The 25,102-nt window shown below is 35.4% G+C and carries 44 protein-coding genes; 1 reads left to right on the top strand and 43 read right to left on the bottom strand.

Annotated features, from left to right (window positions below):
* Positions 1–154: 154 nt before the first annotated feature.
* The 40 genes from KKC91_11125 to KKC91_10930 form a co-directional block, all read right to left on the bottom strand.
* Positions 155–307 carry a hypothetical protein gene (locus KKC91_11125; protein ID MBU0479104.1) on the bottom strand — a complete coding sequence of 51 codons (153 nt, stop codon included), beginning with the start codon at positions 305–307 and terminating at the stop codon, positions 155–157.
* Between the two features lie 4 nt (positions 308–311).
* Entirely contained in the window at positions 312–821 is a 510-nt protein-coding gene (locus tag KKC91_11120; GenBank protein ID MBU0479103.1) for a hypothetical protein, read from the bottom strand.
* Positions 822–857: 36 nt separating this feature from the next.
* A complete protein-coding gene (locus KKC91_11115) occupies positions 858–1,091 on the bottom strand; it encodes a hypothetical protein (GenBank protein MBU0479102.1) in 234 nt (77 codons plus the stop codon).
* A 35-nt stretch (positions 1,092–1,126) separates the two neighbouring features.
* A complete protein-coding gene (locus KKC91_11110) occupies positions 1,127–2,227 on the bottom strand; it encodes an ATP-binding protein (protein ID MBU0479101.1) in 1,101 nt (366 codons plus the stop codon).
* A gap of 104 nt (positions 2,228–2,331) precedes the next feature.
* Positions 2,332–2,643 (bottom strand): hypothetical protein, encoded by a 312-nt coding sequence (locus KKC91_11105; GenBank protein MBU0479100.1) that lies wholly within the window; start codon positions 2,641–2,643, stop codon positions 2,332–2,334.
* Positions 2,633–2,866 carry a hypothetical protein gene (locus tag KKC91_11100; protein ID MBU0479099.1) on the bottom strand — a complete coding sequence of 78 codons (234 nt, stop codon included), beginning with the start codon at positions 2,864–2,866 and terminating at the stop codon, positions 2,633–2,635. Before KKC91_11100 ends, KKC91_11105 begins: the two co-directional genes overlap by 11 nt.
* A gap of 41 nt (positions 2,867–2,907) precedes the next feature.
* Entirely contained in the window at positions 2,908–6,360 is a 3,453-nt protein-coding gene (locus KKC91_11095) for an N-6 DNA methylase (protein ID MBU0479098.1), read from the bottom strand.
* Positions 6,361–6,408: 48 nt separating this feature from the next.
* On the bottom strand, positions 6,409–6,927 hold the full coding sequence (locus KKC91_11090; protein MBU0479097.1) for a hypothetical protein: 519 nt from the start codon (positions 6,925–6,927) through the stop codon (positions 6,409–6,411).
* A 175-nt stretch (positions 6,928–7,102) separates the two neighbouring features.
* The gene (locus tag KKC91_11085; GenBank protein ID MBU0479096.1) at positions 7,103–7,363 is read right to left on the bottom strand and encodes a hypothetical protein; all 261 of its coding nucleotides are present in this window, start codon (positions 7,361–7,363) and stop codon (positions 7,103–7,105) included.
* Complete coding sequence (locus KKC91_11080; GenBank protein ID MBU0479095.1) at positions 7,360–7,629, bottom strand: hypothetical protein; 270 nt, start codon at positions 7,627–7,629, stop codon at positions 7,360–7,362. The genes KKC91_11085 and KKC91_11080 overlap by 4 nt, the downstream gene beginning before the upstream one ends.
* Positions 7,630–7,638: 9 nt before the next feature.
* Complete coding sequence (locus tag KKC91_11075; GenBank protein MBU0479094.1) at positions 7,639–7,911, bottom strand: hypothetical protein; 273 nt, start codon at positions 7,909–7,911, stop codon at positions 7,639–7,641.
* 103 nt (positions 7,912–8,014) lie between these two features.
* Positions 8,015–8,299 carry a hypothetical protein gene (locus tag KKC91_11070; GenBank protein MBU0479093.1) on the bottom strand — a complete coding sequence of 95 codons (285 nt, stop codon included), beginning with the start codon at positions 8,297–8,299 and terminating at the stop codon, positions 8,015–8,017.
* Entirely contained in the window at positions 8,275–8,475 is a 201-nt protein-coding gene (locus KKC91_11065; GenBank protein ID MBU0479092.1) for a hypothetical protein, read from the bottom strand. The genes KKC91_11070 and KKC91_11065 overlap by 25 nt, the downstream gene beginning before the upstream one ends.
* Before the next feature lie 54 nt (positions 8,476–8,529).
* Positions 8,530–8,943, bottom strand: coding sequence for a hypothetical protein (locus KKC91_11060; GenBank protein MBU0479091.1), 414 nt, complete (start codon positions 8,941–8,943; stop codon positions 8,530–8,532).
* A 129-nt stretch (positions 8,944–9,072) separates the two neighbouring features.
* Positions 9,073–9,261, bottom strand: a complete 189-nt coding sequence (locus tag KKC91_11055) for a hypothetical protein (protein MBU0479090.1) — start codon at positions 9,259–9,261, stop codon at positions 9,073–9,075.
* A gap of 168 nt (positions 9,262–9,429) precedes the next feature.
* A complete protein-coding gene (gene dnaN / locus KKC91_11050; protein ID MBU0479089.1) occupies positions 9,430–10,500 on the bottom strand; it encodes a DNA polymerase III subunit beta in 1,071 nt (356 codons plus the stop codon).
* A gap of 12 nt (positions 10,501–10,512) precedes the next feature.
* Entirely contained in the window at positions 10,513–10,737 is a 225-nt protein-coding gene (locus tag KKC91_11045; GenBank protein MBU0479088.1) for a nicotinamide mononucleotide transporter family protein, read from the bottom strand.
* 23 nt (positions 10,738–10,760) lie between these two features.
* Entirely contained in the window at positions 10,761–11,114 is a 354-nt protein-coding gene (locus KKC91_11040; GenBank protein MBU0479087.1) for a hypothetical protein, read from the bottom strand.
* Between the two features lie 14 nt (positions 11,115–11,128).
* Positions 11,129–11,353, bottom strand: coding sequence for a hypothetical protein (locus tag KKC91_11035; GenBank protein MBU0479086.1), 225 nt, complete (start codon positions 11,351–11,353; stop codon positions 11,129–11,131).
* Positions 11,354–11,365: 12 nt separating this feature from the next.
* Positions 11,366–11,617: a hypothetical protein gene (locus tag KKC91_11030; protein MBU0479085.1), complete on the bottom strand. Its 252-nt coding sequence runs from the start codon at positions 11,615–11,617 to the stop codon at positions 11,366–11,368.
* A gap of 100 nt (positions 11,618–11,717) precedes the next feature.
* On the bottom strand, positions 11,718–11,882 hold the full coding sequence (locus KKC91_11025) for a hypothetical protein (protein ID MBU0479084.1): 165 nt from the start codon (positions 11,880–11,882) through the stop codon (positions 11,718–11,720).
* A 40-nt stretch (positions 11,883–11,922) separates the two neighbouring features.
* Positions 11,923–12,087, bottom strand: a complete 165-nt coding sequence (locus KKC91_11020) for a hypothetical protein (GenBank protein ID MBU0479083.1) — start codon at positions 12,085–12,087, stop codon at positions 11,923–11,925.
* 4 nt (positions 12,088–12,091) lie between these two features.
* Positions 12,092–12,244: a hypothetical protein gene (locus KKC91_11015; GenBank protein MBU0479082.1), complete on the bottom strand. Its 153-nt coding sequence runs from the start codon at positions 12,242–12,244 to the stop codon at positions 12,092–12,094.
* A gap of 12 nt (positions 12,245–12,256) precedes the next feature.
* Positions 12,257–12,466: a hypothetical protein gene (locus KKC91_11010; GenBank protein MBU0479081.1), complete on the bottom strand. Its 210-nt coding sequence runs from the start codon at positions 12,464–12,466 to the stop codon at positions 12,257–12,259.
* Positions 12,467–12,542: 76 nt separating this feature from the next.
* Positions 12,543–12,689, bottom strand: coding sequence for a hypothetical protein (locus KKC91_11005; GenBank protein MBU0479080.1), 147 nt, complete (start codon positions 12,687–12,689; stop codon positions 12,543–12,545).
* A 153-nt stretch (positions 12,690–12,842) separates the two neighbouring features.
* Complete coding sequence (locus KKC91_11000) at positions 12,843–13,025, bottom strand: hypothetical protein (GenBank protein ID MBU0479079.1); 183 nt, start codon at positions 13,023–13,025, stop codon at positions 12,843–12,845.
* Positions 13,026–13,057: 32 nt separating this feature from the next.
* Positions 13,058–13,348: a hypothetical protein gene (locus KKC91_10995; protein MBU0479078.1), complete on the bottom strand. Its 291-nt coding sequence runs from the start codon at positions 13,346–13,348 to the stop codon at positions 13,058–13,060.
* Positions 13,349–13,436: 88 nt separating this feature from the next.
* The gene (locus KKC91_10990; GenBank protein ID MBU0479077.1) at positions 13,437–13,625 is read right to left on the bottom strand and encodes a hypothetical protein; all 189 of its coding nucleotides are present in this window, start codon (positions 13,623–13,625) and stop codon (positions 13,437–13,439) included.
* Complete coding sequence (locus tag KKC91_10985) at positions 13,618–13,845, bottom strand: hypothetical protein (GenBank protein ID MBU0479076.1); 228 nt, start codon at positions 13,843–13,845, stop codon at positions 13,618–13,620. Before KKC91_10985 ends, KKC91_10990 begins: the two co-directional genes overlap by 8 nt.
* A gap of 68 nt (positions 13,846–13,913) precedes the next feature.
* Positions 13,914–14,699 carry an ImmA/IrrE family metallo-endopeptidase gene (locus tag KKC91_10980; protein MBU0479075.1) on the bottom strand — a complete coding sequence of 262 codons (786 nt, stop codon included), beginning with the start codon at positions 14,697–14,699 and terminating at the stop codon, positions 13,914–13,916.
* Between the two features lie 7 nt (positions 14,700–14,706).
* A complete protein-coding gene (locus KKC91_10975) occupies positions 14,707–14,931 on the bottom strand; it encodes a glutaredoxin family protein (GenBank protein ID MBU0479074.1) in 225 nt (74 codons plus the stop codon).
* Positions 14,932–15,462: 531 nt separating this feature from the next.
* Positions 15,463–15,915 carry an SWIM zinc finger domain-containing protein gene (locus KKC91_10970; protein MBU0479073.1) on the bottom strand — a complete coding sequence of 151 codons (453 nt, stop codon included), beginning with the start codon at positions 15,913–15,915 and terminating at the stop codon, positions 15,463–15,465.
* A gap of 148 nt (positions 15,916–16,063) precedes the next feature.
* Positions 16,064–16,561 (bottom strand): hypothetical protein, encoded by a 498-nt coding sequence (locus tag KKC91_10965; protein ID MBU0479072.1) that lies wholly within the window; start codon positions 16,559–16,561, stop codon positions 16,064–16,066.
* A gap of 63 nt (positions 16,562–16,624) precedes the next feature.
* Positions 16,625–17,041, bottom strand: a complete 417-nt coding sequence (locus KKC91_10960; GenBank protein MBU0479071.1) for a hypothetical protein — start codon at positions 17,039–17,041, stop codon at positions 16,625–16,627.
* Positions 17,042–17,054: 13 nt separating this feature from the next.
* The gene (locus tag KKC91_10955) at positions 17,055–17,252 is read right to left on the bottom strand and encodes a hypothetical protein (protein ID MBU0479070.1); all 198 of its coding nucleotides are present in this window, start codon (positions 17,250–17,252) and stop codon (positions 17,055–17,057) included.
* Between the two features lie 60 nt (positions 17,253–17,312).
* Complete coding sequence (locus tag KKC91_10950; GenBank protein MBU0479069.1) at positions 17,313–17,714, bottom strand: hypothetical protein; 402 nt, start codon at positions 17,712–17,714, stop codon at positions 17,313–17,315.
* Positions 17,702–17,923 carry a hypothetical protein gene (locus KKC91_10945; protein MBU0479068.1) on the bottom strand — a complete coding sequence of 74 codons (222 nt, stop codon included), beginning with the start codon at positions 17,921–17,923 and terminating at the stop codon, positions 17,702–17,704. Before KKC91_10945 ends, KKC91_10950 begins: the two co-directional genes overlap by 13 nt.
* 2 nt (positions 17,924–17,925) lie before the next feature.
* Entirely contained in the window at positions 17,926–18,363 is a 438-nt protein-coding gene (locus KKC91_10940) for a JAB domain-containing protein (protein ID MBU0479067.1), read from the bottom strand.
* Between the two features lie 12 nt (positions 18,364–18,375).
* A complete protein-coding gene (locus KKC91_10935) occupies positions 18,376–18,681 on the bottom strand; it encodes a DUF2958 domain-containing protein (GenBank protein ID MBU0479066.1) in 306 nt (101 codons plus the stop codon).
* A gap of 272 nt (positions 18,682–18,953) precedes the next feature.
* Positions 18,954–19,661 (bottom strand): sigma-70 family RNA polymerase sigma factor, encoded by a 708-nt coding sequence (locus KKC91_10930; protein MBU0479065.1) that lies wholly within the window; start codon positions 19,659–19,661, stop codon positions 18,954–18,956.
* 2,206 nt (positions 19,662–21,867) lie between these two features.
* Between KKC91_10930 and KKC91_10925 the strand changes: the two genes are divergently transcribed.
* Positions 21,868–22,704, top strand: a complete 837-nt coding sequence (locus tag KKC91_10925) for a hypothetical protein (GenBank protein MBU0479064.1) — start codon at positions 21,868–21,870, stop codon at positions 22,702–22,704.
* A gap of 247 nt (positions 22,705–22,951) precedes the next feature.
* Here the strand turns inward: KKC91_10925 and KKC91_10920 are convergent, their stop codons facing one another.
* The 3 genes from KKC91_10920 to KKC91_10910 are packed head-to-tail and all read right to left on the bottom strand — an operon-like array spanning position 22,952 to position 24,504.
* On the bottom strand, positions 22,952–23,923 hold the full coding sequence (locus KKC91_10920) for a reverse transcriptase family protein (GenBank protein MBU0479063.1): 972 nt from the start codon (positions 23,921–23,923) through the stop codon (positions 22,952–22,954).
* Between the two features lie 56 nt (positions 23,924–23,979).
* A complete protein-coding gene (locus KKC91_10915; GenBank protein MBU0479062.1) occupies positions 23,980–24,252 on the bottom strand; it encodes a helix-turn-helix domain-containing protein in 273 nt (90 codons plus the stop codon).
* Between the two features lie 42 nt (positions 24,253–24,294).
* Positions 24,295–24,504: a hypothetical protein gene (locus tag KKC91_10910; protein ID MBU0479061.1), complete on the bottom strand. Its 210-nt coding sequence runs from the start codon at positions 24,502–24,504 to the stop codon at positions 24,295–24,297.
* Between the last annotated feature and the right edge of the window lie 598 nt (positions 24,505–25,102).

Below are 25,102 nucleotides of genomic sequence, written 5' to 3'. Positions count from 1 at the left end.
ATAGCTCCTCCTTCTATATTAAAATAATTTTCTCTATTGATATAACCGTAGAAAAATAAATTTAGACATAAAAAAAGACAGGACAAATTATCCTGTCTTCCACTCTTCGTTTTAAAGCCTATATTAAAAGTTGAGCGCGCTCAACTTCACTATTTTATCCCTGGTTTTTTAATCTATAAAACAATAATATCCCATAAGTACAAAAATCATATTTTTTTAGATTTTTTTTAGTATTAGGTGCTCGGTTATTTGAAAATCGTTTCCAACCTTCTTTTTCTAATTTACGTATTGCATTTAATAATTCCATATCCCTAGCACTCCTTATGTATTTTTTTCTTCCTTTCTCGCGAGCAACAATTCAGGACACCTGGATAAATCAGCAGGAAATATCCCATAAAGCACATACCCAAGAAAAGCGCTACTGGGAGCCACCATGCTGTCGTAGATTCCCACCGCTTATCCAAAGGTACTGTGGTTAGCTTAGCTACTGCAGACGATGGGAGACTAAGGCGAATATCAAATTTTTGTGGATCAGCACTATTCACACCAATAGAATAGACTCCTCCCCAAGGGGTAGTCTTTAAAAAGCTGGCAGGTAAATACCCAGCAGCCTGTAGGGTTGCCATATCTGCAGGCCATACGTTATTTGCAACATAATATCTATTCACCGCCGACTGCAAGGTCTCTATGGCTTCTGCTACCGCCAAAGGTTTTTTCTCTTCGAGACCAAACAATATCCAACATACCAATGTTATCCCTATTATTAACATTAATGCTGGGAATATAACCGTATATCTTTTTTTGCTTTTTTCGCTTTGCATAACTTACTCTCCTTTGCTAAAAGTCAAAATTTAGTTCTATTTTCCCTTTTCAATTTCGCTTAATTTTTTATAAATGACGAAATTCTCTTTAAGGGTGCCCAAACGTAGATAGAACATTGCACCGATTGCGAGACAAATCATTCCATGTGTTGAATTATAGTATAAAATATTTACTGATGCTAATATGAAAAACACAGAGGTAACAACCCAATAGCAGATCGCTTGGATTTTATAATCCCCTTCTGACAAAATTTCTGTTTTCCCCTTCATTGGTTCTCCTTTCTTTATTTTTTAATTTCTACTTTTTATTGCTCCCTATTTTTTAAAATCCATACTCTCCAAAAAGGATCTTCTATTTCAAATCCCTCGTCTCTTTTTTTCACAATTACCCCAGAATTAATTAATCTCCCCACAGCGCTGCTCGAAGTGCTCGATGATTTAATTCCGTATTTTTTAATAAAATTTCGTGATGTATGGTTGTGTTCGCCGGAGGCTATACCAATAATAACTTTTCGTTCTGTATTATCCAGATTATTCCACCATTGTGAATAATCTGAATGATGCTCTGTTGTGATTTGATTAACCGCTTTCTCTATTATCTCTATTTTTAGTGTTTTATCTTCATTTAGTATATAAATTTCATGACATAGTTGCTGAGTATAATATGGATGACAATCTGTGAATCTCAAGATATCTTTTGCTATTCCTTCGGCATCAATTTGTTGCAACTTAAACTGCTGTACGATAAAATCCAAAAATTCAGACTCTGGGATCTTGTTCAAGACCATCTGGCGACCAAATTTATAAAAGGGATTATTCCTATCCTGGAATATTTCTCTTATCATGCTTTCCTGGCTTCCTATAAAGATATATGTTACATTCTGATGGTGTTGAAATATTCCTCTCATTTTCTTTTCAAGCATAGGAGAAATCCTACGTATTTCCTGAAATTCATCAAATATTATTGCTATCTTTTTTTTCATGTTTTTAGCAATAATCTCAGGAAGTTCAAGACTATCCGATAAAAGTGCGGAAACATTCTTGTCTTCGGCACTGAATGATATAGAGATTTCGTCTTTCTCCGGCTGTATTTGGATAGAAGGTTGTACTCTTAAGTTTTTTAAATAATGTTTCATTTTCTCGAATCGGCTTAACGACAATGCTTTTCTGACATAGAAATTAGCAAGATCTATCTCGTCCGTAATTAGTTCTAAATCAATATGGAATGACGTTATTTTGTTCTCCTCTATAACCCTATTTATAAGGCTACTCTTACCATACCGACGGGGACTAATCAATATTATATGCTGATTCGCCTTTATATCAGAGGTAATTTGTTTTATCTCGTCAACTCTATTCACAAAATAGGTACCTGTTACTATAGTGCCAAATCTAAAGGGGTTCATTAACGGTCTCCTTTCCGACATTCATCGTTACGACATTCATCGTAATGCATTAAATTTTATCTGTCAATAAATAATTTGCTCTTTCTCCGTTACACATTTTGTTTTTACAAACTGCTATTAAGACCTTGTTTCTGCTCTTTTAGCCATTGCCCTAAATCTATTATCTCCTTAATCTTATCTCCTCGCCACTTAGCCACAAAATCCCACTTAAATTGTTGATAGAGCATATTAGTTACCTTGTTTCCATGAAGGACCATCATAAGAACACTTCTTGCTGTATCTGCAGGACCAGAACCACCATAGCCCCATTCCATACCTGTCGGAGAGTGTTTTGCCTGGTGAATTACTTTGCGCCCATTTACATAAAGCAAACACCCCTTTTCCTTGTCTCTTATTCCCGCAACTTCAATTTTCATTTTCCCCCAACATGTGTTTTATATCTAGCTTATCTAATTTAGACAATGTTATTTGCCATCTCTCATCTCGCTTTTTGTCTTTATTTTTTCTAAGTTTTACACAATGTTTCCCCTCTGTTGATTTTAGCCAACTTCCGTATGTGTTTGCGAGACATCTTCCATTTCGTGCTGTCTTTACTAATCGTTCAAGATATAACTGATATTCTTTTCCGTATTTACTCATAATTTTGTTTCTCCACCTATATAACAGATAAACTTTTGATTTTAGACATTTGCAAACCCGAAGCTCATTTGCTTACCACCTGTCACAATAAAAACCTCTTTCTCTGCTTCTTCTTCAATCCTTTCCTCTTTAACAGTTACATCTATTTTTTCAGCAACCTTGATTTTTATTGCTTTTGGTTTTTCTAAAAGCCTCTTTGCAATCTTCAATCGAACGTCCCCTGCATTTTCAAGCAACTTTGCAACGTCTGCATGTACCGCCTTTCCGTCAATGGCATTTTCTATTGCTGCTTGTTTTTTGCTTATTATTTCAAACATATCCTCGTCAATCGTTCCCTTTGATAAAAGATAGTAAACATTCACCGGCTTGTCCTGGCCAGTTCTGTGCGCTCTATCCTCTGCTTGCAATGTGCTTTCAGGGCTATATTCCAGATCTGCAATAATCACATTATTTGCGCACGTAATATTGAATCCCCTATTTAAAACGTTTAACCCTGCTACAATCGCAACACTATCCTCGTCGTTAGCAAAGTCCTGAATCATATCAAACCTTTTGCTTGTACTGTGACTTGCTAATATTGCCATATGTCTTATGTAATCTCTTCTTAGCCTCTTTGTGATTTCTGACACCATTGGCCGTAATCCGGAAAAGATAATACACTTCTCCCCTTTTCTTTTAATTTCCTTTACAAGTTCAATAATCTTGTCAACCTTATTCCAGCTGCTCCATTCAGGCAAAACCATATTTGGTCCTCTTTCGTCTAAAAGATAATTTTTAGCAGTTGGGACCGTAGCCGCAAATCTCAGCTTCCATAACGCACCGGATATTTTGCCAATATTTACCTCTTTCTCGTCGCCTGCCATAAGCATAGCCTTTCTTATTCTCTCCCTGGCCCATTCTTCAAACGCGCCGTATAAGTTCTCATGCTCTCTATCCATATCCAGAAAAATAATCTTTTTATTCTTTTCCGGCAATTCCACCATTTCGTCTTTTAACCGCCGGACCATAAAAGGAGCCATTATCCGCCAAAACCTGTTTAGATTGCTCACCTCGGGAATTATTTTAGCTCTGCCCTCTGATAGCGTATCTTCAAACTGCTTGGTTACAAATTTAAAAGTGCCGAATTCGTTTAAAAACTTTTTAGATCCGCCCCGATATTTATAATAGAATAACGGATTATCAAATCCCAAAGTCCAGCCTATATTCCAGAATATGTCTGTTATATACCCTTTCATCAACGTACCTGTTAAAATTAGCTTTCCTTTGCTTTTTAATGCCCTGACCGCTTTTCCTCTGCCTGAATTCTTTGTTTTTGCCATCTGCGCCTCGTCAACAATCACTGCCTCAAAAAGTTTTATTATCCGCTTATATGCCGGATAGCTTCTGTGTTCTGGCGTGTAAGAATAAGCAACATATCCGCACTTATTGCAAACGTTGCCTGTCCACAGAACATCTTCTTTGCATTTTGGACATTCCTTTATCTTTGCAGCGAACTTTTTATGACAATCAGGGCATACATGAGAGGTTATTCCCCTTGTCTCTCTGTATACATCCCCATCGTTATCGTATTCGAGGCAATCCCACGGATCATATTCTCTTTTTGTATCAAGAGACAGAAATTCGTAACTTGTAATATAAAAAGTTGTTTCTTCCTGCTTTATTCCCGCTCTTTTTTCCGCTATGAGCTTGTCTATTGTTCTGTGCGTCATTAACCTGATTACTTTATAGTCAAATTTTTCAAGCTCATTCTTCCAATTACTCACTAACGAACTTTGACAAACCACTAAACACCGTTTATATCCTCTTAATTTTGCCCAGGCTGCAGCAGATATTGTCTTGCCGCCGCCCATATCATATCCAAGATACCCGAAAGGCTTTAGACCCAGGCGCGCTATATCCTCTTTTTGATATTCAAATAAGAACGGCGCCTGTTTTTCTAATTTCTTTTTATTGCCCTCTAATTGTTTACTGTATTTCCCCTCTATATCCTGGATGTCCGGAAGAGAGAATGCTTTTATAAACTCGCTAATTTCTTCTTTGTTTATCTCATTATAAGTCCTTTTGCCCTGTTCCGTATCAACAGAGATTGCCAGATATCCTCTGTCAAGTTCTGTTTTTATACTATATTCTTTTCCCTTACTGTCCCTGGCGCCCTCAACCTTAACTAATTCCTTGTTTCTTTTCCATTCCGGCCAGAGCTTGTATTTCTTATCTTTTAAAAATATTACGTTCCCGTCTTTGTCCTTGATCGTTTCTTTTGCCCTGTATTCTTTGTTTAAGTAGTAACCTAAAAGCTGATGTACTTCCGGCCTGTAAATTGGTGTTGTTAAAAAATCGTATTTCTTTTTTTCTTTCGCAATTTGCAATCTATCAGTCTTTTTTATCTCTACATTAAATCCCAGCCGTTTTAAAATTCCCTCTCCCTCGTCAATTCCTCTCACAAATAAAGCTGGTTTTGATACATAAGCATCAAGAATGCCCGTATTGGTACCTAGAACCGGCGAATAATCCTCTAATACTTTATTGCAAAAAGCGCCCAGGGCTCCTGCGCTTGCATTATCAGTTGTTATCCCTCTTTTTGTGATACTTAATCTATTTGAGGTTTCTATCGGTTTTACATTCTCTATAAATGGTATTTCAATTTTATCTGAGTATGGGTTATTTATTTTAATATCTCGCTCCCCTATCACTCCTTGTATTTGTCCGATTAAATACTCTTTCCAGTGTTTTTCCTTAACATCTACTTCAACCTTTCTGCAATCGTTCACATTTTCATTGCCGTATTGATACTCTCTTTTGGCTATTAAGAGATCAACCTTGACATCAATCCCATATTCAGCCTTAAAGCTATTGCTTATCGTTGCTTTTAATAGAAAGTTTAAATGCTCGAACAAATAGTCTCTTATTTTCTTATCTTTTTGATTCTCAAACATAGAACTCGGCACTATTGCTGCCAAAAGCCCCGGAGAGTCTAAAGCGTTTATTGCAATTTCAAGCGTTGCTGATTGGCTTTCAATAGAATTGCCGTAACAGCCCGTATTGAAAGAAATGTTTTTCCCCTCTATATCCCAATAAATGCCAAAAGGCGGATTAGTAACAACAACATCAAAATTACTTCGAATAAGGCTTTTATAATCCAGCAAGTCCCCTATTCTTACATTCTGTTTGCCGATTAATCTTCTTGCTACTGTGCCAGCCTCTTTGTCCAGTTCTATGCCTATTACTTTGGCTCCTGCCTTATTCCATGGAACCAGCAATCTTCCCGAACCACAAGTAGGATCTAGAACTTTTACTTTTTCAATTTTGTCTTCATCAATAGCCGGCAACAGCCCTTTGAAAATCGCCTCTGACAAGCCTAAAGATGTAAAGTACTGCTGATGTTTACTTTTTCCCAGTAGATGAAAGCTGGCAACATTTTTATTTGCCTTTCTTCCTGAAAAGCCCAAATCATCATCAGTAAAACTTTCTTTTTCTAATACAGCCAAATCACTCATATTTCACACTCCCTTTTTTCTATCTATATAACCGCAAAACAAACGTATTTAGACATCGTTTGTATCTTCTTCCCTAAAAATCAACTCTTTAGCTCTGCTTTCTTTCATGTACCAGTTGTCATATCGCACCGTAACTGCGTCAACGTCTAAGATTCCCTTATCATTTAATTTTTCTAATCCCCGGCTATTTACAACTTCCTCACAACCAGCTCTCTCAAATAGCACCTCGTCACTAACTACCAATTTATATATTCTTGCGATATCTTTTAACGCTATAAAGTAGCTGCCTTGTGTAGACGCGCCTATATAACATAATGTTACGTCTGCTTTTGTTGTCCCATAATTAAAATACGGTTTTCTATATGCCGTATAAACTCTTTGCCCTGCGGTTTTTGTTACAAAGACATCCCAATCTTTGTTTGGTAGATCTTCTTTTCTAAGAGACGTGTTTCCTGATACCTGGAGAAAAATAAAATCATCGTAATTTCTGGTATAGCCTCTTATAAGAAAGTAATCTTTCCCGTTGATATTAATTCCCTTCCCGCCCTTACAATCAAATACAAGCATGTTCCCCCCCTCTGCTTTTTCTATAGATATAACAGGAGAATGGCGAGTTTTAGACATAAAAAAAGACAAGATAAATAAAATTTTACCCTGCCTTTTCTGCTTTCTTTTTGTGCTGTATCACCTGGCTAAACGCCAGGACAGAACAATCCACTCCGCTAATTATTACTACCTTAAATCACACTAACTCCGATATTGCCCACTTAGGTTTCACAACATCGTGAAATAAAATTGGGCAGAACTTTCTACCCGTCTCCCACTCTATTACATGACATTTACAATGTAGTTCCTCACATGCTGCACACAAACCCAGTTCTTCATCAACATAATCAGCCAGCATCATATCTAATACGTGTTGAGGGATCAGTCCCGGTAAAAAATAATCACTATAGCGAACTACGTCGAACTTTTTGTATTTAAGATCAACCCAATATCTCATATTCCTAGCACTCCCTGCCCTAGTCTTCTTTTAACTTTCAAGTCCATAATTATCATGTTATATTCCGCTGATATTTCTTGTGCTTTTTGCCATTGGGCAGGATGGTATTTCTTAAAATATTCCGCTCTTTTTTGCATATGAGCCAGCATGTCTTGAACTTTCCACCATCGCATAAAATCTCTTTTAGGTAATTCATAGTCTCTCAAGTCTAAAAACCCCGGATATGGTGAATAGTTTTCTATCTTCACCTTGCTATCACCTTTCATTTTTACCCTTTAATCTTTCTGCGATTGCTTAACATAGTATTTCTTTCTTGTAGGTTTAAATACTTTTATAATCTTACTTTCTCCATTTGTAATTATTGCCACAACACGAGGACTATTAAATTTTAATTTATCTTTAAAATCAAAAGCTGTATTTGCATCCAGAAATAAATCTGCTTCTTTTAACTTTTTAGTCCACATATGTTTTTCACCATCAAACCCTTTATAATAACAATATCTATTATATTCCCCCTTTTGCCTGACAGTAAAATCTATTCGATTCATCTCTCATTTCCTTTTGTTTTTATATCTCTTATTACCTGGTTTTTGTCGCTTTCATGCAAACAACTCCCCCTGCTTAGCAAATACTTTTTTAACCCTTTTAGCATCAAAGCAAAGCATTGATCATATCAGCAACCCAATCCGCCGTTTCTTCCTTCTCGCAACGCAAGGTTACACTCCCATCTGCACTTGTAAAATCACAAATCATGTCACCTTCGCTGTAATATTCATCTTCCGGAAATGGATTTTTCTTAACATAATCCTCTATGCTATCTCTTGAAAAACCCAATCCATCATAATCCATAAATCTGCAATCACATCCACTCCAGATTGCAAAATGACGTCCCAAACTTATATCGTCTTCTTTTATTTCTTTAACTGTGATTGCCATATCGCACTCCCTCTTATAGTTTTCTTAATATTTCTTCTTTTTTGACTTCTTAATTTTGCTTTCAAAGATCCAGTAGTTCGTTTTATCCAAAGACACAACTCAGCAAGATCCTCTTGATCGTTTAAATAAATATCTATTCCCAGAATAATTAAAGCCAAAATTCCTATACAAATCATCACGACCCCCTTTCTATATGTATAACAGTTTTTCTGAAAAAGTTAGACAATCTTCTATTGACATTTTTCACAACCACATTCAGAGTAACTTTTAAACTTCTCAAATTTTGGGCAGGTTTCTCCCGCCATACAAGCGACTAACCGATTTTTGTATTGGATATAAGGATTTTTCATTATTACCTGGATTATTTTATTCTTTACAACACCTAGCTCCTTTAATCTCTCCACACACCACATAGAATGGCCATTGTTTTTGCTCGTAGGCTCGTTAACGTAATCCTCAACTTCTGCCTGGTCTTTGTATTGTTTCCAAGCCCTCATATCCCACAGATACTCAGCTTTTTCCAGATCACTCAGATAAGAAAGCTCTTTGTCCTCCGCGCTTTTTTCTTTAACAGGAACATAACTCACGCCATTTGTGCCTGGCATTACCTTATTTTCTCTAAACAATTCCATTTGATTAACCATTTTCAAAACCCCTATTTAAAAAGTTTTAGGCAAAGAATTCCCTCAATATGCCCTTAATGTGCCAAACTAAATGTCCGGCTTTAGCTATACATATTAAATGGATCCAAATTCTTTGATATTTGCTCATCTTTACACCTCCACATAGAAATCTAAACTTATATTCGGTTTTTTAAACCCGTAATCTTTCTCTAATTTTTTCAAGTCTTTACCTATGTTTGCTATATCTTCAAGATGTCTGTGTTTTTCTTTTAACTGGAAGATATAAAAGGCGTATGCTTGGTCTTTGGATTCTAGTTTTTTAATTACTTTTGATGCCATATCTAAACTCCCTCTGTTGTTTGTTCTTCTACTTATATAACAGCTTTAGGAAAAACTTTAGACTGGACTGTTAAAAAACTTCTGACTTACTTATAAACAAAAAGCAGTCTCACAGAGACCCTATTAAACACTTGTTTTTTAAAAGTTGAGCGCGCTCAACTTTTCTAATCAAAGCTTGACAGGCATTATGATATGGGTAAAATCATCTTTTTTAATTACAATTGGGGAATTTGCGTCTTCCCCTAATTCAAAAACAACCTCTCCGCTTACTCTTTTCAATACTTCTATTAAGAAAACAGGATTTATAGCAAACTTCTTTTCTTCTTCATTTTTAATAACCATTTCTTCGTTAGCTGTTTTCCCTTCTTTCCCATTTTTAAATACAACACTGTCTTTTCCAAAAGCAATTTCTACTGCGCTTTCATCGATCAGCTTCATTCTCTTAAGTACGTTTACCAATTCCTCGCTGTTTATTTTTATTTTACAATCGTTTTTTGGAATTATCGTCTTGTAATCCGGGAACTTCCCCTCTACCAACCTTGATTTAATATATGATCCATTATTTCTAAATAAGATATTTTTATCTGTTATCTGCACCTCTGCTTTTCCGTCAATCTTCGCAATTTCCCTGCAGGCGTTTGTAGGCACAATACAGCTTGTTTCACTTAGACTACAGGGTATTAGACTACAGGGTATTACTGATAGTCGAATCCCATTTGTCGCAACGGCATTTTCGCCATCAAAAAACACTCCGTTTAGAGCATATCTTATTTCATCATTAGACACTGCAAACATAGTTTTCTGAAGCACTTCTTTAATATCTATTTCCAGACTTGTTTTCGCTTCTACTTTTTCAATCTTTGGGAAATCCTGAACCTTTGCTAACGGCAATCTATACTTGCCCTTATCGGTTTTTAGCAAAAGCACACCTGTTTTTTCTTTTTCTTCTTCCGTGTCTTTTTTCTCTACTTCAAGGCTGATCATTTCTACATCAATCTCTTTTACCAAGCCAAATAAATCTCTGTGTAAAACAAGGATAGTCCCTTCTTTTTCTACTTCACACTCAACGCTTTTCCCCAGCGTTATTTCAAGATCAGTTGTTACACACTCCAGTTTTCCCTCTTTTGCAGACATCTTTACGCATTCCAAAACGGGTAGAGTATTCCTTTTGCTACCTGCAGCTCCGCTACAATACGCAAGCGCATCAATTAGATTTTCTTTCTTTACAGTCATTTTCATGGCTTTTTACTCCTATTGTTTTATTCTTTCCTTTTTCCATTCAAAGATTCCCCATATAGACAATCCTAGATATACAAGAAACAAAAAGCTCTGTGCATATGCTTGAATTGTAAAGTCATAAATGCACCAGCTTACATTTGTTATTGACCATAAAACAAAACAGATCCTTTTCTTTTTAATGTTTAGAATTACGCCAATAATACTCAATAAAGTCATACTCCATGTTATAATCCACATTACATATCCCCTTTCGTTTCTACTTATATAACAGCAAGTTTTCTGCTTTTAGACGGCTTTGTTTTATATTTATATTTCTCAACCTGCATTTTCCCAACATATCTTCCTGCATCATCGCAACCGTGAGGACATCCAAAGTCAATATCTAATGGTCTATTAATCTTTTCCTGCATATACCAAACTGAATGGCAAGTATCACAGGCATACTCATACAGCCAAAAACTAAAACTCTTTTCCTGCCAAGCATTACAATCATTCATAGTCAACTTTCTATCAATATCACCTATCTCGGAAAATCCGCCCTCATAACACACATGTTGATCGTGTTGCTTTAATAGGCATTTACAGGTTCTGCAACATCTTTTTACCTTACTCATTTTCCCTTCCTTTGTTATATTGAAAGATATAGCTCCCTCAATCTACCGTTTAACTTTCTTTTATCTTTTCCAAGCATTTCTTTATATTCTCCCAAATTTCTTTTTTCACACCCATAAATAGTCAATCCGTAGTTAGTAAATTTCTGCTTGTTCTTACAATTAACCAAATAGTTTTCAGTGGCATTAATAGCCCTTAAAACTCTTACATCTGATGGTAATAGGCTTTTTATATTATTCATTTTCTTTCCCTTTCAAATTTCCACAATTTCAACATCTATTGTATCCAGCAGTCTCATAATTCCTTTACCTGCGCAACAATAATCTAATCCATTAATTAAATCTTTTGCCTGTTTTAACCAATCCTTTTTAGTAATATTTTCATCACCAACATCCTTAAGCTGACATTCCAGCGAGTAACAGCCCCCGCCATTACCCCACCACTTTAGATACTGCTGAACAGCCTCATAAAATGTATCAAAAGTTTCTTCAAGATATTTATACATAATCAAACTTCCTTTCTTTTAATTTCTATTTATATAACAGCAACAATAAACCACTTAGACACCTTATTTATAAATCTTCTTCCAGTATTTCATCCTTAACTTATTCTTTCACTGCCTCTATTGATATTACTCTCATATCGTTGGTTTTAGGATGGTCGTTAGCATACTTATCAGCTTCTTTGAGGGTTTTAAAAAGCATAATAGAGCCATCATTATTTTTTTGACACGTTAAATAACTATCGTCGTCTCGCCACCTGAGTATCATATACATGTTATTCTCCCTCTTATTTTATTTGTTTTATTCCCTAACTTAGAATTTTGACATCATTTCTATTTAGAGCATATTCTTTGCAATAGTCTCTTATGTGTTGTTCTGTTAATTCCTCTCTGTCTTTTTCTGAAATTTCACTATCAAAGTGGTCTCCTAATGTCGTTATATAAGATACTTTTATTCTAGTTTCCACTTGCATTTATTCACCCCATCGTTTTAATGTTTTTTAGTAAAGGTTCAGGATTATTAAGAAACTTTAGAAACCCCAATAACCTTTTCATCTTTTTTATGTCTCCCGCCAACTCAGTTATTTCCTTACCAATCTGCGCCCAAATATGTATCTTTGTTTTTCCCATAACAATTTCCCCTTATTTGTTTTTATACTTAGCCCAACAGTCATTGCAATAATCATCATCAATACTATCCTGACAATTCTTTCCGTCTATTAATTCGCAACCGCAATCTTGACAATAATCCCCATCAATTACAGGCAAAAAGTCTGCAACCGCCTGCTCTGCCTCATCTTCTGTTAAGCCCAAATCAGTCATTGCAAATTGCTTCGCTTGTTCTTCATACATTGTAAATTCTCATCCTATTTTATTATTATCTAAGACGCCCGAAGGTGTTTCGGCTATTCAGGCCTCATCAGTTAGACTATCCAGCGTAGAATGGAGAATTGATCAAATATATTCCCCTGTTTTGCAGAACTTTTTTCTTAGCATACTTTGATTTTGCCTTCGGATTGAAGGTATCCTTGTGCATGACTTTCTTTCGTGCCAGCGTGTTCTTTTGATGTCTCATAGCTTTTACTCCTTTTTGTTTTACCTCTATACATATAACCGTTAAATTAACAAAGTTAGACACAAGACCAGATAGGCTATAGAAATTTTTAATATCTTTTTAAATTTAGGAAAGTGCGGTTATGCCTTGTGAGGCATGTCATTGATTAGCAGTTTATAAGCTTGTTGTTCCAACATAATCATTAAAATCCGACTTGCAACCTGTAAACTCAAGATAATTATTATATTTTTCTATTTTTTCTTTAAGTTTTTTAATCTGTGTATTGCATCTCGAATTCTTTGCCTTACACTGTCTAAGTTTGCCTTCAAGTTCTAACACTTTATATATAGCCCCCATTCTTTTCCTCCTCTTATAAAAGTCTCAAGCTTTTATTCGCCAACATATTCCTCAAACCACAAAGCTCCTTTTTCGATTGCGTCTCCAATAATAGTATTTTGACTATCCATTATCTCGACACTACTCAAACACTGTTCGCTTTCGTCTATAAGGTTTCTAATATAAAATTTGTCTACCTCTTTATGGTATGCAATAATCTTTGTTGACCTTACCCCATAATTCAATGCTACGGCAAATATACCAGTTTTAGTTGGTATTAACGTTTTTAAGTGATTCAAGTCTTTAACCTGAAGACTTATACTTGCATCAAGTGTCTTTTCCATTGTATCTATTCTCCCTTAATTGTTTATCTTCTATACATATAACAGATAATCCAAAGCCTTTAGACAATGGCTATTAGCTTTTTTGTTTTTATATTTTTATTGATTTTACTTCCTGAACTCCTCTGATATGTTTCTCTGCTTCTTCATCCCAGGGCTCAATATAAAGATTAGCGTCTGCTACCACTCTTTCCAGAGCCGTCACGTAATTACAGGATTCCATGTATTTTTTACTTGTTTTTACTCCGTTAGCCATATCACCCACTTCAAATTTATACATATTGTCCCTTTTTTTCTTTGCGGAGCTTATTTTTGAGCTTAATAATTTTATCTGTTGATTGCTTTAATGATTGTTTTTCCGCTAAAAGACTATGGTCATAATCAGCAATTCCTCTATCTTCATTTGTAGTAATTTCCCATGTATTACGACCAATTGCTCTTACTCCACAAAAATTTGCCTTAAGCATACTTTTAAGAAAGTCAATTGAATAAGCGTCCATTTTCCAAACCCCCTTCGGCTATTTTGAGTTTTCTTTTTCTTATACATATAACAGATAATCAATGCTCTTTAGACAACAGCTACCAGCTTTTTCATTCTTAAATAACCCTTATTCAGTCTATTCAATAAATCCCAATTTAATTTTGTCTTGTAGTAAGCAAGATAATTTTCTGCCTTGTATTCAATTCCCATGCCAGATGCTGTAATATAAGCCAGTAATTCCGCCTCTGTTTCTTTCTGCTCTTTCGTCAACGGATTTTTAACCTGATTATTTATTCCTGCATGTTCAAGCTCTATATGTGCCAGTTCATGCAATAATACACACACTTTTTCTTGTTCTGTTTTTATAGAATTTAAAAAGATTTCTTTTCCGTTTGTCTGCCCGCTTTTTAAATACTCCATAGCTTTTTCAATAACAGGATATTTCTTTTCTACTTTTGTTTTTAAACTCTGATAAGACACCTCGCATTTTTCAACTTCTGTTGTCGGAGGCAGTTCCTTTCCGTCTGTCTGCGATATATCAAAAACATAAGCAGACACAAAACCAATTCTTTTTTGCTCTTTTTTTTGCTCGTCTGTAAGAGTATCATCCTGCTTGATTTCTCTAGGGATATATTCTCTCGGAGCTAGGATCATAATTCCTTTTTCGCCCTTTTTGATATACCTGCCCAGTTTTTTCCACGCATGGAATCCCGCACACTGCGAAGCATTAGCCCTTTGAATCATTATCATAAAACAGTTACATAAGCTGTAATTATGAAAATTCGCCAATTTTTTTGCGAATTCTTTTAAGTCAATCTCCCCTGCCTTTTTTAATATTTCACTGACTTTTTCTTTTATATTTACTTTTGCCATTATTGCTTTATCCTTGAATAGTTTTAATAGCTTCTATTACGCTTCTAAAAACCTTATTCTTAACCACGATAACAGGTAAAACCCTTCCATCTTCGCCGTAATATGTTAGTTCTGCCATGCCATCAACAGTATTAACATCAAGATATTTGTATTCAATGTTTTTCTTTTTCAGCATGTCTTTTGCTTGATTACACTTTCCGCAACCCCCTTTTCCAATCAATAAAACTTTCATTTCTTCCTCGCTATTGTTTATCTCATAGATATAACAGGAGAACCAAGAAACTTAGACAACACCTAAAATCTTCATTGTTTTTTTAAAAACTTTGTTTTTCCCCTTTATTAAACAACAAAAGCCCGAGATATTTGGCCCGGGCATAAAAAGCAGGCATAAAACAATGTTCAACAGATCAATAACCTTTGATATCAGCACAAGCAATTTTTGATCTTTGTAGACAGAGGATTTTTTATTGCTGATTTAAAGGGGGCTGTTTGAGAGAGCCCCCTCAGTAATGCTGTGGGAAATGTGGGAAACTTCCGGACTTTTTGCCTGAGATAGTTTTCCAAACGATGTGGGTAGTCCATTGGACTATCCACAGAGAGACAATTTCCACAGTCCAGCAATAAAAAATCCGACACCTGACTTGCTCTCCCAAAAGATTAAAAATTGCGTATATGTGGGAGGTTGGTTTTGGGGAGTCCCCTCTGGGGACGGACGGGACATAAGCGTTCAGCTTCTTTGAAAGGGAGGTAGGGGATTGTTTTTTTATACGGGCACTACCTTATAAGTAGTTGCAATCCCAGGCTTATAACTTAATTTATCATAAATTCGTCGCCCATGAGCCTCAATATAGTCCTTAATTGCTTTTATAGAGTTGTCTTTCACGCAATTGTTATAGTCTTTGATCGTCTGCGAGGAAACGCCCAATTTTACCAAATCATAGGCAATAGTCGCAGAAAAATGCGCATCATCAAAAGGACACAAAGGGACCAATATAGCATCATCTTTAACCTGAACTTGCCTTACCTTTGCAAAGAGGATTTTTTGTTTCTCAATTTCCTGCCCGCCATTAAGTTTCACCTGTGCAATATGCTTACACTCCTGCCGTCTAAATTTCCAGACAGGACAACTACAGCCGTAGTTATTATTCTTGTCAATTGAAACCGTGTAAATGTTTCCTGTGCTGCCCTCAACTTCCCATTTTTTAACCCAGTTCATAATATTTTCCCTCGCATCCTATTCTTTTATTGTCTCTCATAGATATAACAGAAGAATTAAGAGACTTAGACAGCAGCAAAACCTTTATTGTCTTTTTCTGTCAAAAGGAAGACAGGGCGTATTAAATACGCCCTGTCAGATACACTTTTCACGCAGCTATCCTTTTTGTTTCCCTACTTCCCAACATAGGCATTTCAATCTTTTGATTGACGATTTTCAGTATTTTATTCCTGTCCGTTTCCAGCCAGAGTTTCTTTAATCTTTCCTCTTTAAGCCGAATCATACTCTGCACGTTCTGTCGTTCCCCAACTTCGCCATAAAACAATTTCCCTGCTGGTGTCCTTATATCAACAATCATTTCATTGTCCTTATATACTGTTTTAAATTGATTGTCATATCCAGTAAAACCAAGGTCTTGTTCCTTCTTTTCAAGCATGTCTATCTCTTTTTTTAGTGAGGATATTTTCCCCTCTATAATTTCTATGCCAAACTTTTTCCTTGCTTTTTCGAGTATTTCCGTCTCTGTCAGCCCTAATTGCTGTTTTACACTCTCTATTGCTCTTTGATGTTCATTTTCAATTAGCTTCGCAAGTTCCCGCTTTTCTATTGTTCCAATTTCCCTGGACTTGCCATTCGTGTTGCTCATGCTTCCCCCTTTTTGTTATTGTTGTTTATCCTGCTCGTATATATAACAGCAGAACCAGACTATTTAGACGGAGTGTGTTCTGTGTTTCATATTATATTCAACTTGCTTTACTTCTACTTCGTAGCCTTTGATTGCCTCGATGATTTCATCTAAGGTCTCATACCAAAAGCTATCATCTTGAGTAAGCATTACAGTTTTATTTATTGTTCTGCTAAAATAACTTACTTCACCATAAGAATCGAACTCCGGTGATGAGTTATAATCGTAAGATACAATATCACTAACTGCGCCGAAGATTGTATTGATCAGATGTTCATCATCATAAGCATTATATTCTTCTTTCAAATGCTTATTAAATGCTTCCTCATCTTTATAATCGGTATCTTCTTTCAACATTTCTAGGACCCGACTTTTTATATCTTCTTCTTTCTCCTCGATAACCAATCTTCCATGCTTGTTTACTTGATAAACCTTTTCCATAACTATCCTCCTTTTAGAATTTATATCTACATCCAGGTTCTTCGCTATTCATAGGATATAAGCCATAAGCTTTTCTTCCGTCTTTTAGCGTTAATTCGGCATAATTCTCAGATATATCTCCGAAGCTGTTACCTTCTTCGTCTGACGACATATCTATCACTGCATTTTGGTCTAAAGTCTTTAATAGTTTTATCAGGTTTTTAACTATCATGCCGTCCCCTTGTTATTATTATTTGTTTACCTCGTATATATAACAGTAAACACAAGGAAGTTAGACACCGATTAAAAAAGGAATTTTTATATTATTGAGAGACGATTCCTTTATTTCTGTTTTTATATCTTGATAAAATTTTTCACTTACTCCCCATTTTTTACAGCTCTTAATTTCCATATTACAATCCTCTATTGTTGCAGGTTGAAAGCAAAATGGTTGTCCATTCCTATATGGGTATATTGTAAAGCTCTCATCATCATCCATTGATATATGATGTTTACAACGGTTATCCCATTTACAAGTTATCTCATCAAAATCTACTCCAATATCATCAGCGTTATTATTTACATCTTTTATCCGTTCAAGTTCAATGGTTCTCTCTGTTAATGTTTTTACCCGCCAGAATGAACCATTGTTTTCTTCGGAATAATATATTTTATTCTTGTTTATTTTTTCCATTTTGTTTCCAGCCTTTCCAATCTTTTCAGATATTCTTCCTGAGTAATATTGCCTTCCATTAAGTCCAACTCTATAAGCAGTATTCCTGCCAATCGTTCTGTTTCATCGCCGTCAAGAGCCTCATCTACCTCATAACCCTCTTTTTCTTTATAATCCGCTACTATCTTGATTAACTCCTCTTCCCAAGCAAAATCTTTTATTTTTGCCATCTTTATAGTTCCTTCTCTTTTAATTTATTGATTAAATTATTATTTAAGAAGCTGTGAAATTCTCCCTTTAGTGAAATTATTATATGGTCCAATAATTCAATGCTAAGTATCTGCCCAGCCTTAATCAGCTCTCTCGTAACGTCTAAATCTTCTTTAGAAGGAGTTAAAACGCCCGAAGGATGATTATGTCCTAGAATAATTTTATCTACTCTTTTGAGGATTGCTAATCTAAATACTTCTCTAGGATGCACAATTCCCATAGTTAGCGACCCAAGACTGACCAGTTCCAAGAATTCGATTACTTTTGATGCCCTTAACCCAATGACCCAGCAATGCTCTTTTTTCTGGTCATTTTCATCTTCGGCATTGAGGACTTTGGTCAGAATCCCAGCTATTTCAGCGGGATTTGCAATCTTAATTTTTGGTGTTCTAATGTTCATTATTTGCCCCCCTTATAGTCTCTTTTCCATAACTTCCGCCAGAGTATGTTTTCCGAAATGCAGGTCTCTTTCAATTCCCAACCCAAACGAAAACTTTACACTCTGCAACTCTCTCAATGAGAAAGTTCCTAATTCAGGAAAATATCCATGCACCCAGCCAAAAAAAGTATCTATCCCGTCAAATTCCGTTGCATACCAAGCCCATGAGCCTGTCGGGTCAAAAAATTTACAGATAACAGGAATATCCTCTGGTTTTTTATTCTCATTTGCATATATTTCCGGAAACTTATTTTTAATTTCCTCAGTCAATAACTTCATTTTTACTTTCTCCCATGTTGTTTGCTTCTCTATATATATAACAGTAAAAATAAGCTATTTAGACAGAGCATTTTTCGATATCCAGCGTTGGCATGGCGTAATTTAACTATTAGTAACATGCCCTTCCATTCTATTTTTTCTCATAGAAAAAATAGCAGTTTCAAATTTTCCTTCGACCCTTTTTGCCAAAACCTCGCTACACAAGGGCAAAAAAAAGACCCCTTGCGAAAGCAAGGGATCTTTTTCAGGTGATACCTGTTAAAGCAACTAAATTATGTAATGCAGAAAATGAGCTGATTTTTATTGCTCTTGTCTCTGACTTTACGTAAAGCAACTTTACCTCTTCCGTAAAGTTTTTTCACAAGGTCTTGAACAACTTCTCTTTCACGGCTAACATTTTTTTGAGAGATTTTAAGTTTCCCTGCAATCTCGTTTTCATCATATCCATCACAAAACATATGAAAAATCATGTTTGTTATGCCCGATGTATGCTTATTTATAAGACTTTTCAGGTCTCTTGCATATATTCTGTGCATAAAGCTTTCAGGATGTGGTAAATCGACGGTTTCGCCTGTATTAGCATTTACAAGGTCAATCTGTGTAATCTCACGAAATCCATTATCTAAACTACTTCCTAATTTTAGATAATTAAACATACGATGCTTTGCATGCTGTCTGAGATATGCCTCGTTATAGTTACCGTCTCTCTTTTGCTTAGTCCATATGGCAATAAGTCCCTCTTGTACAAGTTCATCTTGTAATAAATCGTCTCTTGTTAATTTGACTGCAATTCCTTTCAATGCAGATTCAAGGTCAACCAACTGTTTTTTGTCTTGTGTCTTGTTCATCTTTTCCCCTTTCTTGTTATTATTGACTGCTTTTTCGACCTGCCCTTTTCCACTGGGCTGTTTTTTAGTTTGCATCTTCTTCTCCTTTTTTGTTTTCGACTTTTTTAGTTCTTGTTTGCTCTTTGTTTTCATGAGTTCCTCCTTTTTTTGTGGTTCTGCCCTCTTCACAAAAAGCCCCACACCACTAAAGTTTGATTGAGCAATTTTGGACCATAGAGTTGTAAGCAAGATAGACAGTCACTCCTGCCATTTTTTAGGTTTGGGACAAACAGGTTAAAAAAAGTTCAAAATTTTGGAAGGATAAATCTCGCAGTATCGTAACGTATTTCGCTTGCGAAATGCGTTACTGTTAGGCGGGGTTTTATGTTCACAAATTTTATGCAGTTACTTCTTTAGAGAATTCTTCAAGTTTTTTTAAAAAAAAGGGTGGGATTGACTTACTCGGGGCGGTGAGAGGGCAGGTTCCAAAAACAGGAGGGGCTTGCCAATGAAAATAATAAACAAGAACCTCATAAATTAAGTTAAACAAGAAAGGAGCTGGGGCATCAGTAACTAAAAAATAGACCAGTGCAGCCTTCGCAGGTAATGCCTGGAAGAATGGAGAGATTTTTAAGAGAGGTTTTTCTCTCTTAAATAACGGCTTTCTCTATAGACTTTTTCTTTAGCTATATTGTATCTGCAGGACGTCTATTTGCTCAAAGTTCTTTTTGTGCTGTTTCATCAGGCTTTGCCTGAAAAAGATTTTTTGAGAAGGATTCCCTTTGAAAAAGGCTTCCTTTGGGAGTGTCTTCTGCTGTGATCCGTTGGGGAGGTTGGTTGGTGGAGTCCCCCTCTGGGGGACGGACGGGTATGTTTGCCTTTCTTCTTTAGAAACAAGCAGAGATTTGTTAGTGAGCTATCTTTTATTGCTGTTAGTAATAATAGCAATAGAAGTGATTAGCCCCGAAGGCCCAGGAATAGTCCGAAGGGACTAATCAAGCGAACCTTGCTGATGTTTTACATTAAAAAAATTTTACTTGTTAAAACATGAGTAATAAATCTCTGTGTAGTCAAGCCTGGGTTATAAAAGGCAAACATGGGTGGTAGGGGGAATATAAAAGTCGGGTCCCGATATGATCTGCTCCTAGCCGAGAGTTCTTCCAGCTTTTAATTATTTTTTAGTTTGCGCTCTTTTACCCTGAAAACCTTTAGGGTAGAAGTGGTAGTCTTTGACTTTGAAAAAGGCAAAGTCTATCAAGCAAACCCTGCTGAATCTTTATTAAAGCTGTTTTTTTATAAAGATTGAGTAAAAAACAATTAATGCATCCCTGAACTCTCGGCGATTGAAGGGGTTGGGTGGGTAATTCCTTGAAATGAAATTTCTTATATTCTTTCTTATGTTGTTGCTTCTTCACACTACTGCAAAAAAAAGAACTACAGGATAAGTCAGCTAAGCCCTTTTAGACGTGTTCAAACGAAGTTTGCTTATAAGAACATCACAACACATGTAGAACGTGCAGGTATTACCTGTTTAAACGGGCAATATGCCTCTTTAAGCTGATTCAAATGAGTACACGGACAAAAATCTACGTTGCACACATTTAAAACGGGTTAAAACAGGTTCAGACAGGCAATATGTTCAAACGAAGTTTGTTCGACAGGTTGAAGACAGTAGAAAGCGTTAAGATAGGTTCAAGCTAGTATAAAACTTTGCATTCAGTGCCAATTACGCACGGAACTTATGCGTGCGAAAAAAAGGCAAGACAGGTCCTGACTTATTCAGCTTGTTACACCTGTTCAAACAGGCAAGGCCTGTAATGCTTGTTAGACGTGTTCGACTTGTTCAAACGTGGGAAAATAACATAAGGTTGCTTAATGCTCCATAATACATTGCATACCGTAAAAGTATGCCTTCACCCCGAACGTTGCTCTAACGCCCTCACCACAAATGCGCACGGAACTTATGCGTGCGCAAAACGTGGCCTTTTGAATATAAATAACAAGATTCTAGTTACTAAATTAGATTATAAAACAATACAAACCTACAAGCAAAAACTCCTTAACATTAAACTCAATATTTTAAACCAAATATAGTTAAAAGATAGATAAAATTAAGCCGAGTAATAAGTAGGATAATATAAAATTTTATAAAGCATTTTGGGTAATGTTAATAAATAAAATGTGGTAAGGTGATAGTAGGGTTAGTGTTGGCAGGCAGAGGCTGCGGAAACTCTATTAGTGTAGATTTGTAAGTCTCTATCTTATAAAGAGTTATGGGGACATATATTCACACTTAAAAAAGAGCTTGACTTTCTAGTCCCACTAGGATACAAACTAGGATATAAAACAAATTATCACTATGATTAAAAAAAGAGAAAATACTAAGAGAGAATTGGGGGAAAAGAGAATTCGAAAACTTCTCTTGTATACTTTTGAACAAAGATATATTACTGCCCAAAATGCTAAGGCTTTATTACAAGTAAAACATGATGATATATATGTTGTCTTGCGAAAACTTGTAAATAAAAATCTTCTAACCAAAGTTTTAACTAGGTACTTTAATTATTATAAAATTACCAGGGAAGGAATTAGGTTTTTATATCAAAATCTTCCATTTCCCTTTTCAGAAGATATTGTATTTTCGGTTAAGGATTTTCCTGTTGCAGCTTCAACCATTGATCACTATATAGACCTTACAAATATTAGACTTAATATCGAAAAAAACTTTAAGAGTTGTGTTTGGCTATCAGAGAGAATATTAAGAATGTTTTGGGACGGGCTAGATTTGGATTTTCGGCCAGATGCAGTATTAATGAAAAGCTTTGATTCTGAAACATGGAACCACTTTATGCCCATTGCGATTGAATTTGAAAATACAATAAAAGAATCTGCAAGAATACAAAAAACAATAGACAGATATATTTCTACAACGGCCGGAGCATCAAACTGTCACTTTTCAAGTGTTTTTATATTTACAGCAGAGCCACAAATTAAAAAAAGGTGGGACAGGGTTGTAAAATCGACATTAGACGAAGAAAACATGAAGACTATTTTCTATGTTTTTTCCCTTAATGAAACACCTACGGAAGATTTCCCTCACGAATATATTGAGGACATTGATAAGGCAGGTAGAATATATCGCCTGTTTGACGATTATATATTGTTTAGATATATTAAGATACTGGGGCGGATTTAATAAGTAATGTTTAATTCGCTAACTAAAGTTCGATAAAACAGGTAGTTTTTCGAACCGTTAAGTCACATTTTTACACGATTCTTGGTAATACCCTGATTTGCCGGAGGTAAATTCCGCTGTAGTGATTTGTTATATGTTGCTTTATTGTCTTTATGTTTTTATTGTTTTTTAAAGAATAAACTATTAATAATTAAACTTACACCAAGAGCAGCAAGTATTATACCTAAACTATGCAAATATGTTTACTTTATTCCTTATTACTGATATTCCTTACACCTTTTACATATTCTCTGTGTTTTTTTGAACATTTGCATGACGTTGTTTTTATCTTCGGCTTTTTACCTATTAAACCTGTCTTAGCTGGCAACATCTTTTTATATAAGTTATCTAATGATTGCCCTCTGACCGCACATATGCTCTTTACATAGTTAATACTTCCTTTTATTGCCTGTAACTTCCTGTTATCGATATTCGGTTGCCATGACAGGTTTATAATATCTTCTCTAATCTTGTTTATTTTTTCTTTTTTTATACCAACTTTCCTATTTACACACAACTTAGTGACCATTTGCCGATTATTAGCATACATTATTTTCTTTTTCTTGCAGCTTACCCCCTGGCCATGGTTTTGTATAATTTTTATTGCCTCATCTATAACCTTATCTGCATTGTCACCGGAAAACGCTATATCATCAATATAAAATGTCCAAGTTATATCGTTTCTGTTAAACAATTCTTGTAAATCATTATGCATTGGCAGCACACACATGTTAGCCAGTAACGTACTTGAAGGAGCCCCTTGAGGTAACCTTCTTTGATATGATGTAAGCTTAGTAAACAGATGCGCAGTTTCTCTGTTGCACCCGAATACATTTATAAACACATCATATATATTTCTGTTATTTGTTTTAGGAAAATATGATTTCAGATCCAGGGTAATTACGACCTTTTTATCGATATGCCGTAACGCATTATCTTTATGTGATTTATCTTTTATACCACCCATCATTGTTTCAGGTAGTATTACTGTCTCAAGCACCCTGCTTTTAATTTTTTTTTGTATCTTTTTTAGATCGCTATTTGGATTGTCAATATGTCTTGGTTTTTTACCAGGTGTGTATATATCGAATGGTTTGTAATAATTCCCCACTTTACTTGCTACATGCTCTAAATATTCTATTTTTTCCCCTAACAACGACTCAATTTTTCTTCTTGACATTAACGGCGCTTTCGAGGACTTTAGGTTATATTTTTTTACATTGGTCATTTTCCCATTTACTCGTCTGAGACTTGTATAAGTATTTTTCCTATTTCCTTTAGATCCCTTTTACTGGATGCCAGCATATGAAGTACATTTACAGGAATATCTAAAGCCTCAGCAATCTTTTTAATTGTTTTAAGAGAAGGATTCATTTTACCATCCTGCTCCAACCTCGACAAATAACTGCTGTCCATCTCTCTAGGTTTTACTCTTTTGCACAACTCTGTCTGAGTAATACCTTTTATTGATCTTACTATTCGTATAGCTTTACCGTAATCAGATCCCATATATATTAATCCTATAATTGAAAAAAAAGTAAGGCGTCCTAATTACTCACCATTCACAATACTCAAGATATCAGCAGCTAATCTATCCATCTCTGCTAGCATACGCTTCTTATCACTAATAGATATCGCATGCGCTATTGCTTCTATCCGAGCACATAAACAACGTTCATTAGGACCATTCAGCATCCCTGAATTTCTCATTGTCTTAAGCTTGACAACAAGTGATCTTAATAACTTATGAGATTTTCTCATAGTCTAAGTCCTCCTTTCCCGCTAAGATTTGCAGCTTACACTGCATTTTACTACACGGAGCCCTTAGCCGATAGTACTCTTAAGGAAGGATACTGAATCTAAACCCTACTTTCTTTAAATAGCCCTTTAATAATCTAGAACATAATTCTATTAGTTAAACCATTATGTTTAACATAAAAGGCTTTTAGCAATTGAACTTTGTTATACTTGCCTCATTGCTGTATTGCTTAGTTAACAATGTGTTTATAGTGTAAACAAGGGTCAGTGTTGCTGTCTTCGTAAAACAGCAAAGATGCTTTCACACCTTTGCGGCATTTGCATGCCAAAAGTACCGTATTTCACCGGTTGATTGAAAATTAAATTTCAATCATTATAACTATCGTCTAATTCAGAGGATTATCAAAGATCATTCCCAACACATATATATCGTTGGCCATCATATATATTATACTACATATTGTATTTAATGTCAAGTATTTTGTGTTATATGTCAATTTATTTGTTTTATTGCATTTCGTTTTGTTTTACCTTTTGTCGCCATAGTCTTTTAATTTACCTCCTACTTTTCTTGAAGTTAACTTCTTTTAATTTATATACT

It is taken from the genome of bacterium (genome assembly GCA_018812485.1).
In the GTDB taxonomy this organism is placed as follows: domain Bacteria; phylum JAHJDO01; class JAHJDO01; order JAHJDO01; family JAHJDO01; genus JAHJDO01.
This window is presented reverse-complemented; position numbering and strand designations above follow the sequence as displayed.

Bases quoted from the DNA above. Each gene is read 5' to 3' on its own strand.
- KKC91_11125 (MBU0479104.1), bottom strand. From the start codon at position 307: ATGGAATTATTAAATGCAATACGTAAATTAGAAAAAGAAGGTTGGAAA.
- KKC91_11120 (MBU0479103.1), bottom strand. From the start codon at position 821: ATGCAAAGCGAAAAAAGCAAAAAAAGATATACGGTTATATTCCCAGCA.
- KKC91_11115 (MBU0479102.1), bottom strand. From the start codon at position 1,091: ATGAAGGGGAAAACAGAAATTTTGTCAGAAGGGGATTATAAAATCCAA.
- KKC91_11110 (MBU0479101.1), bottom strand. From the start codon at position 2,227: ATGAACCCCTTTAGATTTGGCACTATAGTAACAGGTACCTATTTTGTG.
- KKC91_11105 (MBU0479100.1), bottom strand. From the start codon at position 2,643: ATGAAAATTGAAGTTGCGGGAATAAGAGACAAGGAAAAGGGGTGTTTG.
- KKC91_11100 (MBU0479099.1), bottom strand. From the start codon at position 2,866: ATGAGTAAATACGGAAAAGAATATCAGTTATATCTTGAACGATTAGTA.
- KKC91_11095 (MBU0479098.1), bottom strand. From the start codon at position 6,360: ATGAGTGATTTGGCTGTATTAGAAAAAGAAAGTTTTACTGATGATGAT.
- KKC91_11090 (MBU0479097.1), bottom strand. From the start codon at position 6,927: ATGCTTGTATTTGATTGTAAGGGCGGGAAGGGAATTAATATCAACGGG.
- KKC91_11085 (MBU0479096.1), bottom strand. From the start codon at position 7,363: ATGAGATATTGGGTTGATCTTAAATACAAAAAGTTCGACGTAGTTCGC.
- KKC91_11080 (MBU0479095.1), bottom strand. From the start codon at position 7,629: ATGAAAGGTGATAGCAAGGTGAAGATAGAAAACTATTCACCATATCCG.
- KKC91_11075 (MBU0479094.1), bottom strand. From the start codon at position 7,911: ATGAATCGAATAGATTTTACTGTCAGGCAAAAGGGGGAATATAATAGA.
- KKC91_11070 (MBU0479093.1), bottom strand. From the start codon at position 8,299: ATGGCAATCACAGTTAAAGAAATAAAAGAAGACGATATAAGTTTGGGA.
- KKC91_11065 (MBU0479092.1), bottom strand. From the start codon at position 8,475: ATGATTTGTATAGGAATTTTGGCTTTAATTATTCTGGGAATAGATATT.
- KKC91_11060 (MBU0479091.1), bottom strand. From the start codon at position 8,943: ATGGTTAATCAAATGGAATTGTTTAGAGAAAATAAGGTAATGCCAGGC.
- KKC91_11055 (MBU0479090.1), bottom strand. From the start codon at position 9,261: ATGGCATCAAAAGTAATTAAAAAACTAGAATCCAAAGACCAAGCATAC.
- dnaN (MBU0479089.1), bottom strand. From the start codon at position 10,500: ATGAAAATGACTGTAAAGAAAGAAAATCTAATTGATGCGCTTGCGTAT.
- KKC91_11045 (MBU0479088.1), bottom strand. From the start codon at position 10,737: ATGTGGATTATAACATGGAGTATGACTTTATTGAGTATTATTGGCGTA.
- KKC91_11040 (MBU0479087.1), bottom strand. From the start codon at position 11,114: ATGAGTAAGGTAAAAAGATGTTGCAGAACCTGTAAATGCCTATTAAAG.
- KKC91_11035 (MBU0479086.1), bottom strand. From the start codon at position 11,353: ATGAATAATATAAAAAGCCTATTACCATCAGATGTAAGAGTTTTAAGG.
- KKC91_11030 (MBU0479085.1), bottom strand. From the start codon at position 11,617: ATGTATAAATATCTTGAAGAAACTTTTGATACATTTTATGAGGCTGTT.
- KKC91_11025 (MBU0479084.1), bottom strand. From the start codon at position 11,882: ATGATACTCAGGTGGCGAGACGACGATAGTTATTTAACGTGTCAAAAA.
- KKC91_11020 (MBU0479083.1), bottom strand. From the start codon at position 12,087: ATGCAAGTGGAAACTAGAATAAAAGTATCTTATATAACGACATTAGGA.
- KKC91_11015 (MBU0479082.1), bottom strand. From the start codon at position 12,244: ATGGGAAAAACAAAGATACATATTTGGGCGCAGATTGGTAAGGAAATA.
- KKC91_11010 (MBU0479081.1), bottom strand. From the start codon at position 12,466: ATGTATGAAGAACAAGCGAAGCAATTTGCAATGACTGATTTGGGCTTA.
- KKC91_11005 (MBU0479080.1), bottom strand. From the start codon at position 12,689: ATGAGACATCAAAAGAACACGCTGGCACGAAAGAAAGTCATGCACAAG.
- KKC91_11000 (MBU0479079.1), bottom strand. From the start codon at position 13,025: ATGGGGGCTATATATAAAGTGTTAGAACTTGAAGGCAAACTTAGACAG.
- KKC91_10995 (MBU0479078.1), bottom strand. From the start codon at position 13,348: ATGGAAAAGACACTTGATGCAAGTATAAGTCTTCAGGTTAAAGACTTG.
- KKC91_10990 (MBU0479077.1), bottom strand. From the start codon at position 13,625: ATGTATAAATTTGAAGTGGGTGATATGGCTAACGGAGTAAAAACAAGT.
- KKC91_10985 (MBU0479076.1), bottom strand. From the start codon at position 13,845: ATGGACGCTTATTCAATTGACTTTCTTAAAAGTATGCTTAAGGCAAAT.
- KKC91_10980 (MBU0479075.1), bottom strand. From the start codon at position 14,699: ATGGCAAAAGTAAATATAAAAGAAAAAGTCAGTGAAATATTAAAAAAG.
- KKC91_10975 (MBU0479074.1), bottom strand. From the start codon at position 14,931: ATGAAAGTTTTATTGATTGGAAAAGGGGGTTGCGGAAAGTGTAATCAA.
- KKC91_10970 (MBU0479073.1), bottom strand. From the start codon at position 15,915: ATGAACTGGGTTAAAAAATGGGAAGTTGAGGGCAGCACAGGAAACATT.
- KKC91_10965 (MBU0479072.1), bottom strand. From the start codon at position 16,561: ATGAGCAACACGAATGGCAAGTCCAGGGAAATTGGAACAATAGAAAAG.
- KKC91_10960 (MBU0479071.1), bottom strand. From the start codon at position 17,041: ATGGAAAAGGTTTATCAAGTAAACAAGCATGGAAGATTGGTTATCGAG.
- KKC91_10955 (MBU0479070.1), bottom strand. From the start codon at position 17,252: ATGATAGTTAAAAACCTGATAAAACTATTAAAGACTTTAGACCAAAAT.
- KKC91_10950 (MBU0479069.1), bottom strand. From the start codon at position 17,714: ATGGAAAAAATAAACAAGAATAAAATATATTATTCCGAAGAAAACAAT.
- KKC91_10945 (MBU0479068.1), bottom strand. From the start codon at position 17,923: ATGGCAAAAATAAAAGATTTTGCTTGGGAAGAGGAGTTAATCAAGATA.
- KKC91_10940 (MBU0479067.1), bottom strand. From the start codon at position 18,363: ATGAACATTAGAACACCAAAAATTAAGATTGCAAATCCCGCTGAAATA.
- KKC91_10935 (MBU0479066.1), bottom strand. From the start codon at position 18,681: ATGAAGTTATTGACTGAGGAAATTAAAAATAAGTTTCCGGAAATATAT.
- KKC91_10930 (MBU0479065.1), bottom strand. From the start codon at position 19,661: ATGAAAACAAAGAGCAAACAAGAACTAAAAAAGTCGAAAACAAAAAAG.
- KKC91_10925 (MBU0479064.1), top strand. From the start codon at position 21,868: ATGATTAAAAAAAGAGAAAATACTAAGAGAGAATTGGGGGAAAAGAGA.
- KKC91_10920 (MBU0479063.1), bottom strand. From the start codon at position 23,923: ATGTCAAGAAGAAAAATTGAGTCGTTGTTAGGGGAAAAAATAGAATAT.
- KKC91_10915 (MBU0479062.1), bottom strand. From the start codon at position 24,252: ATGGGATCTGATTACGGTAAAGCTATACGAATAGTAAGATCAATAAAA.
- KKC91_10910 (MBU0479061.1), bottom strand. From the start codon at position 24,504: ATGAGAAAATCTCATAAGTTATTAAGATCACTTGTTGTCAAGCTTAAG.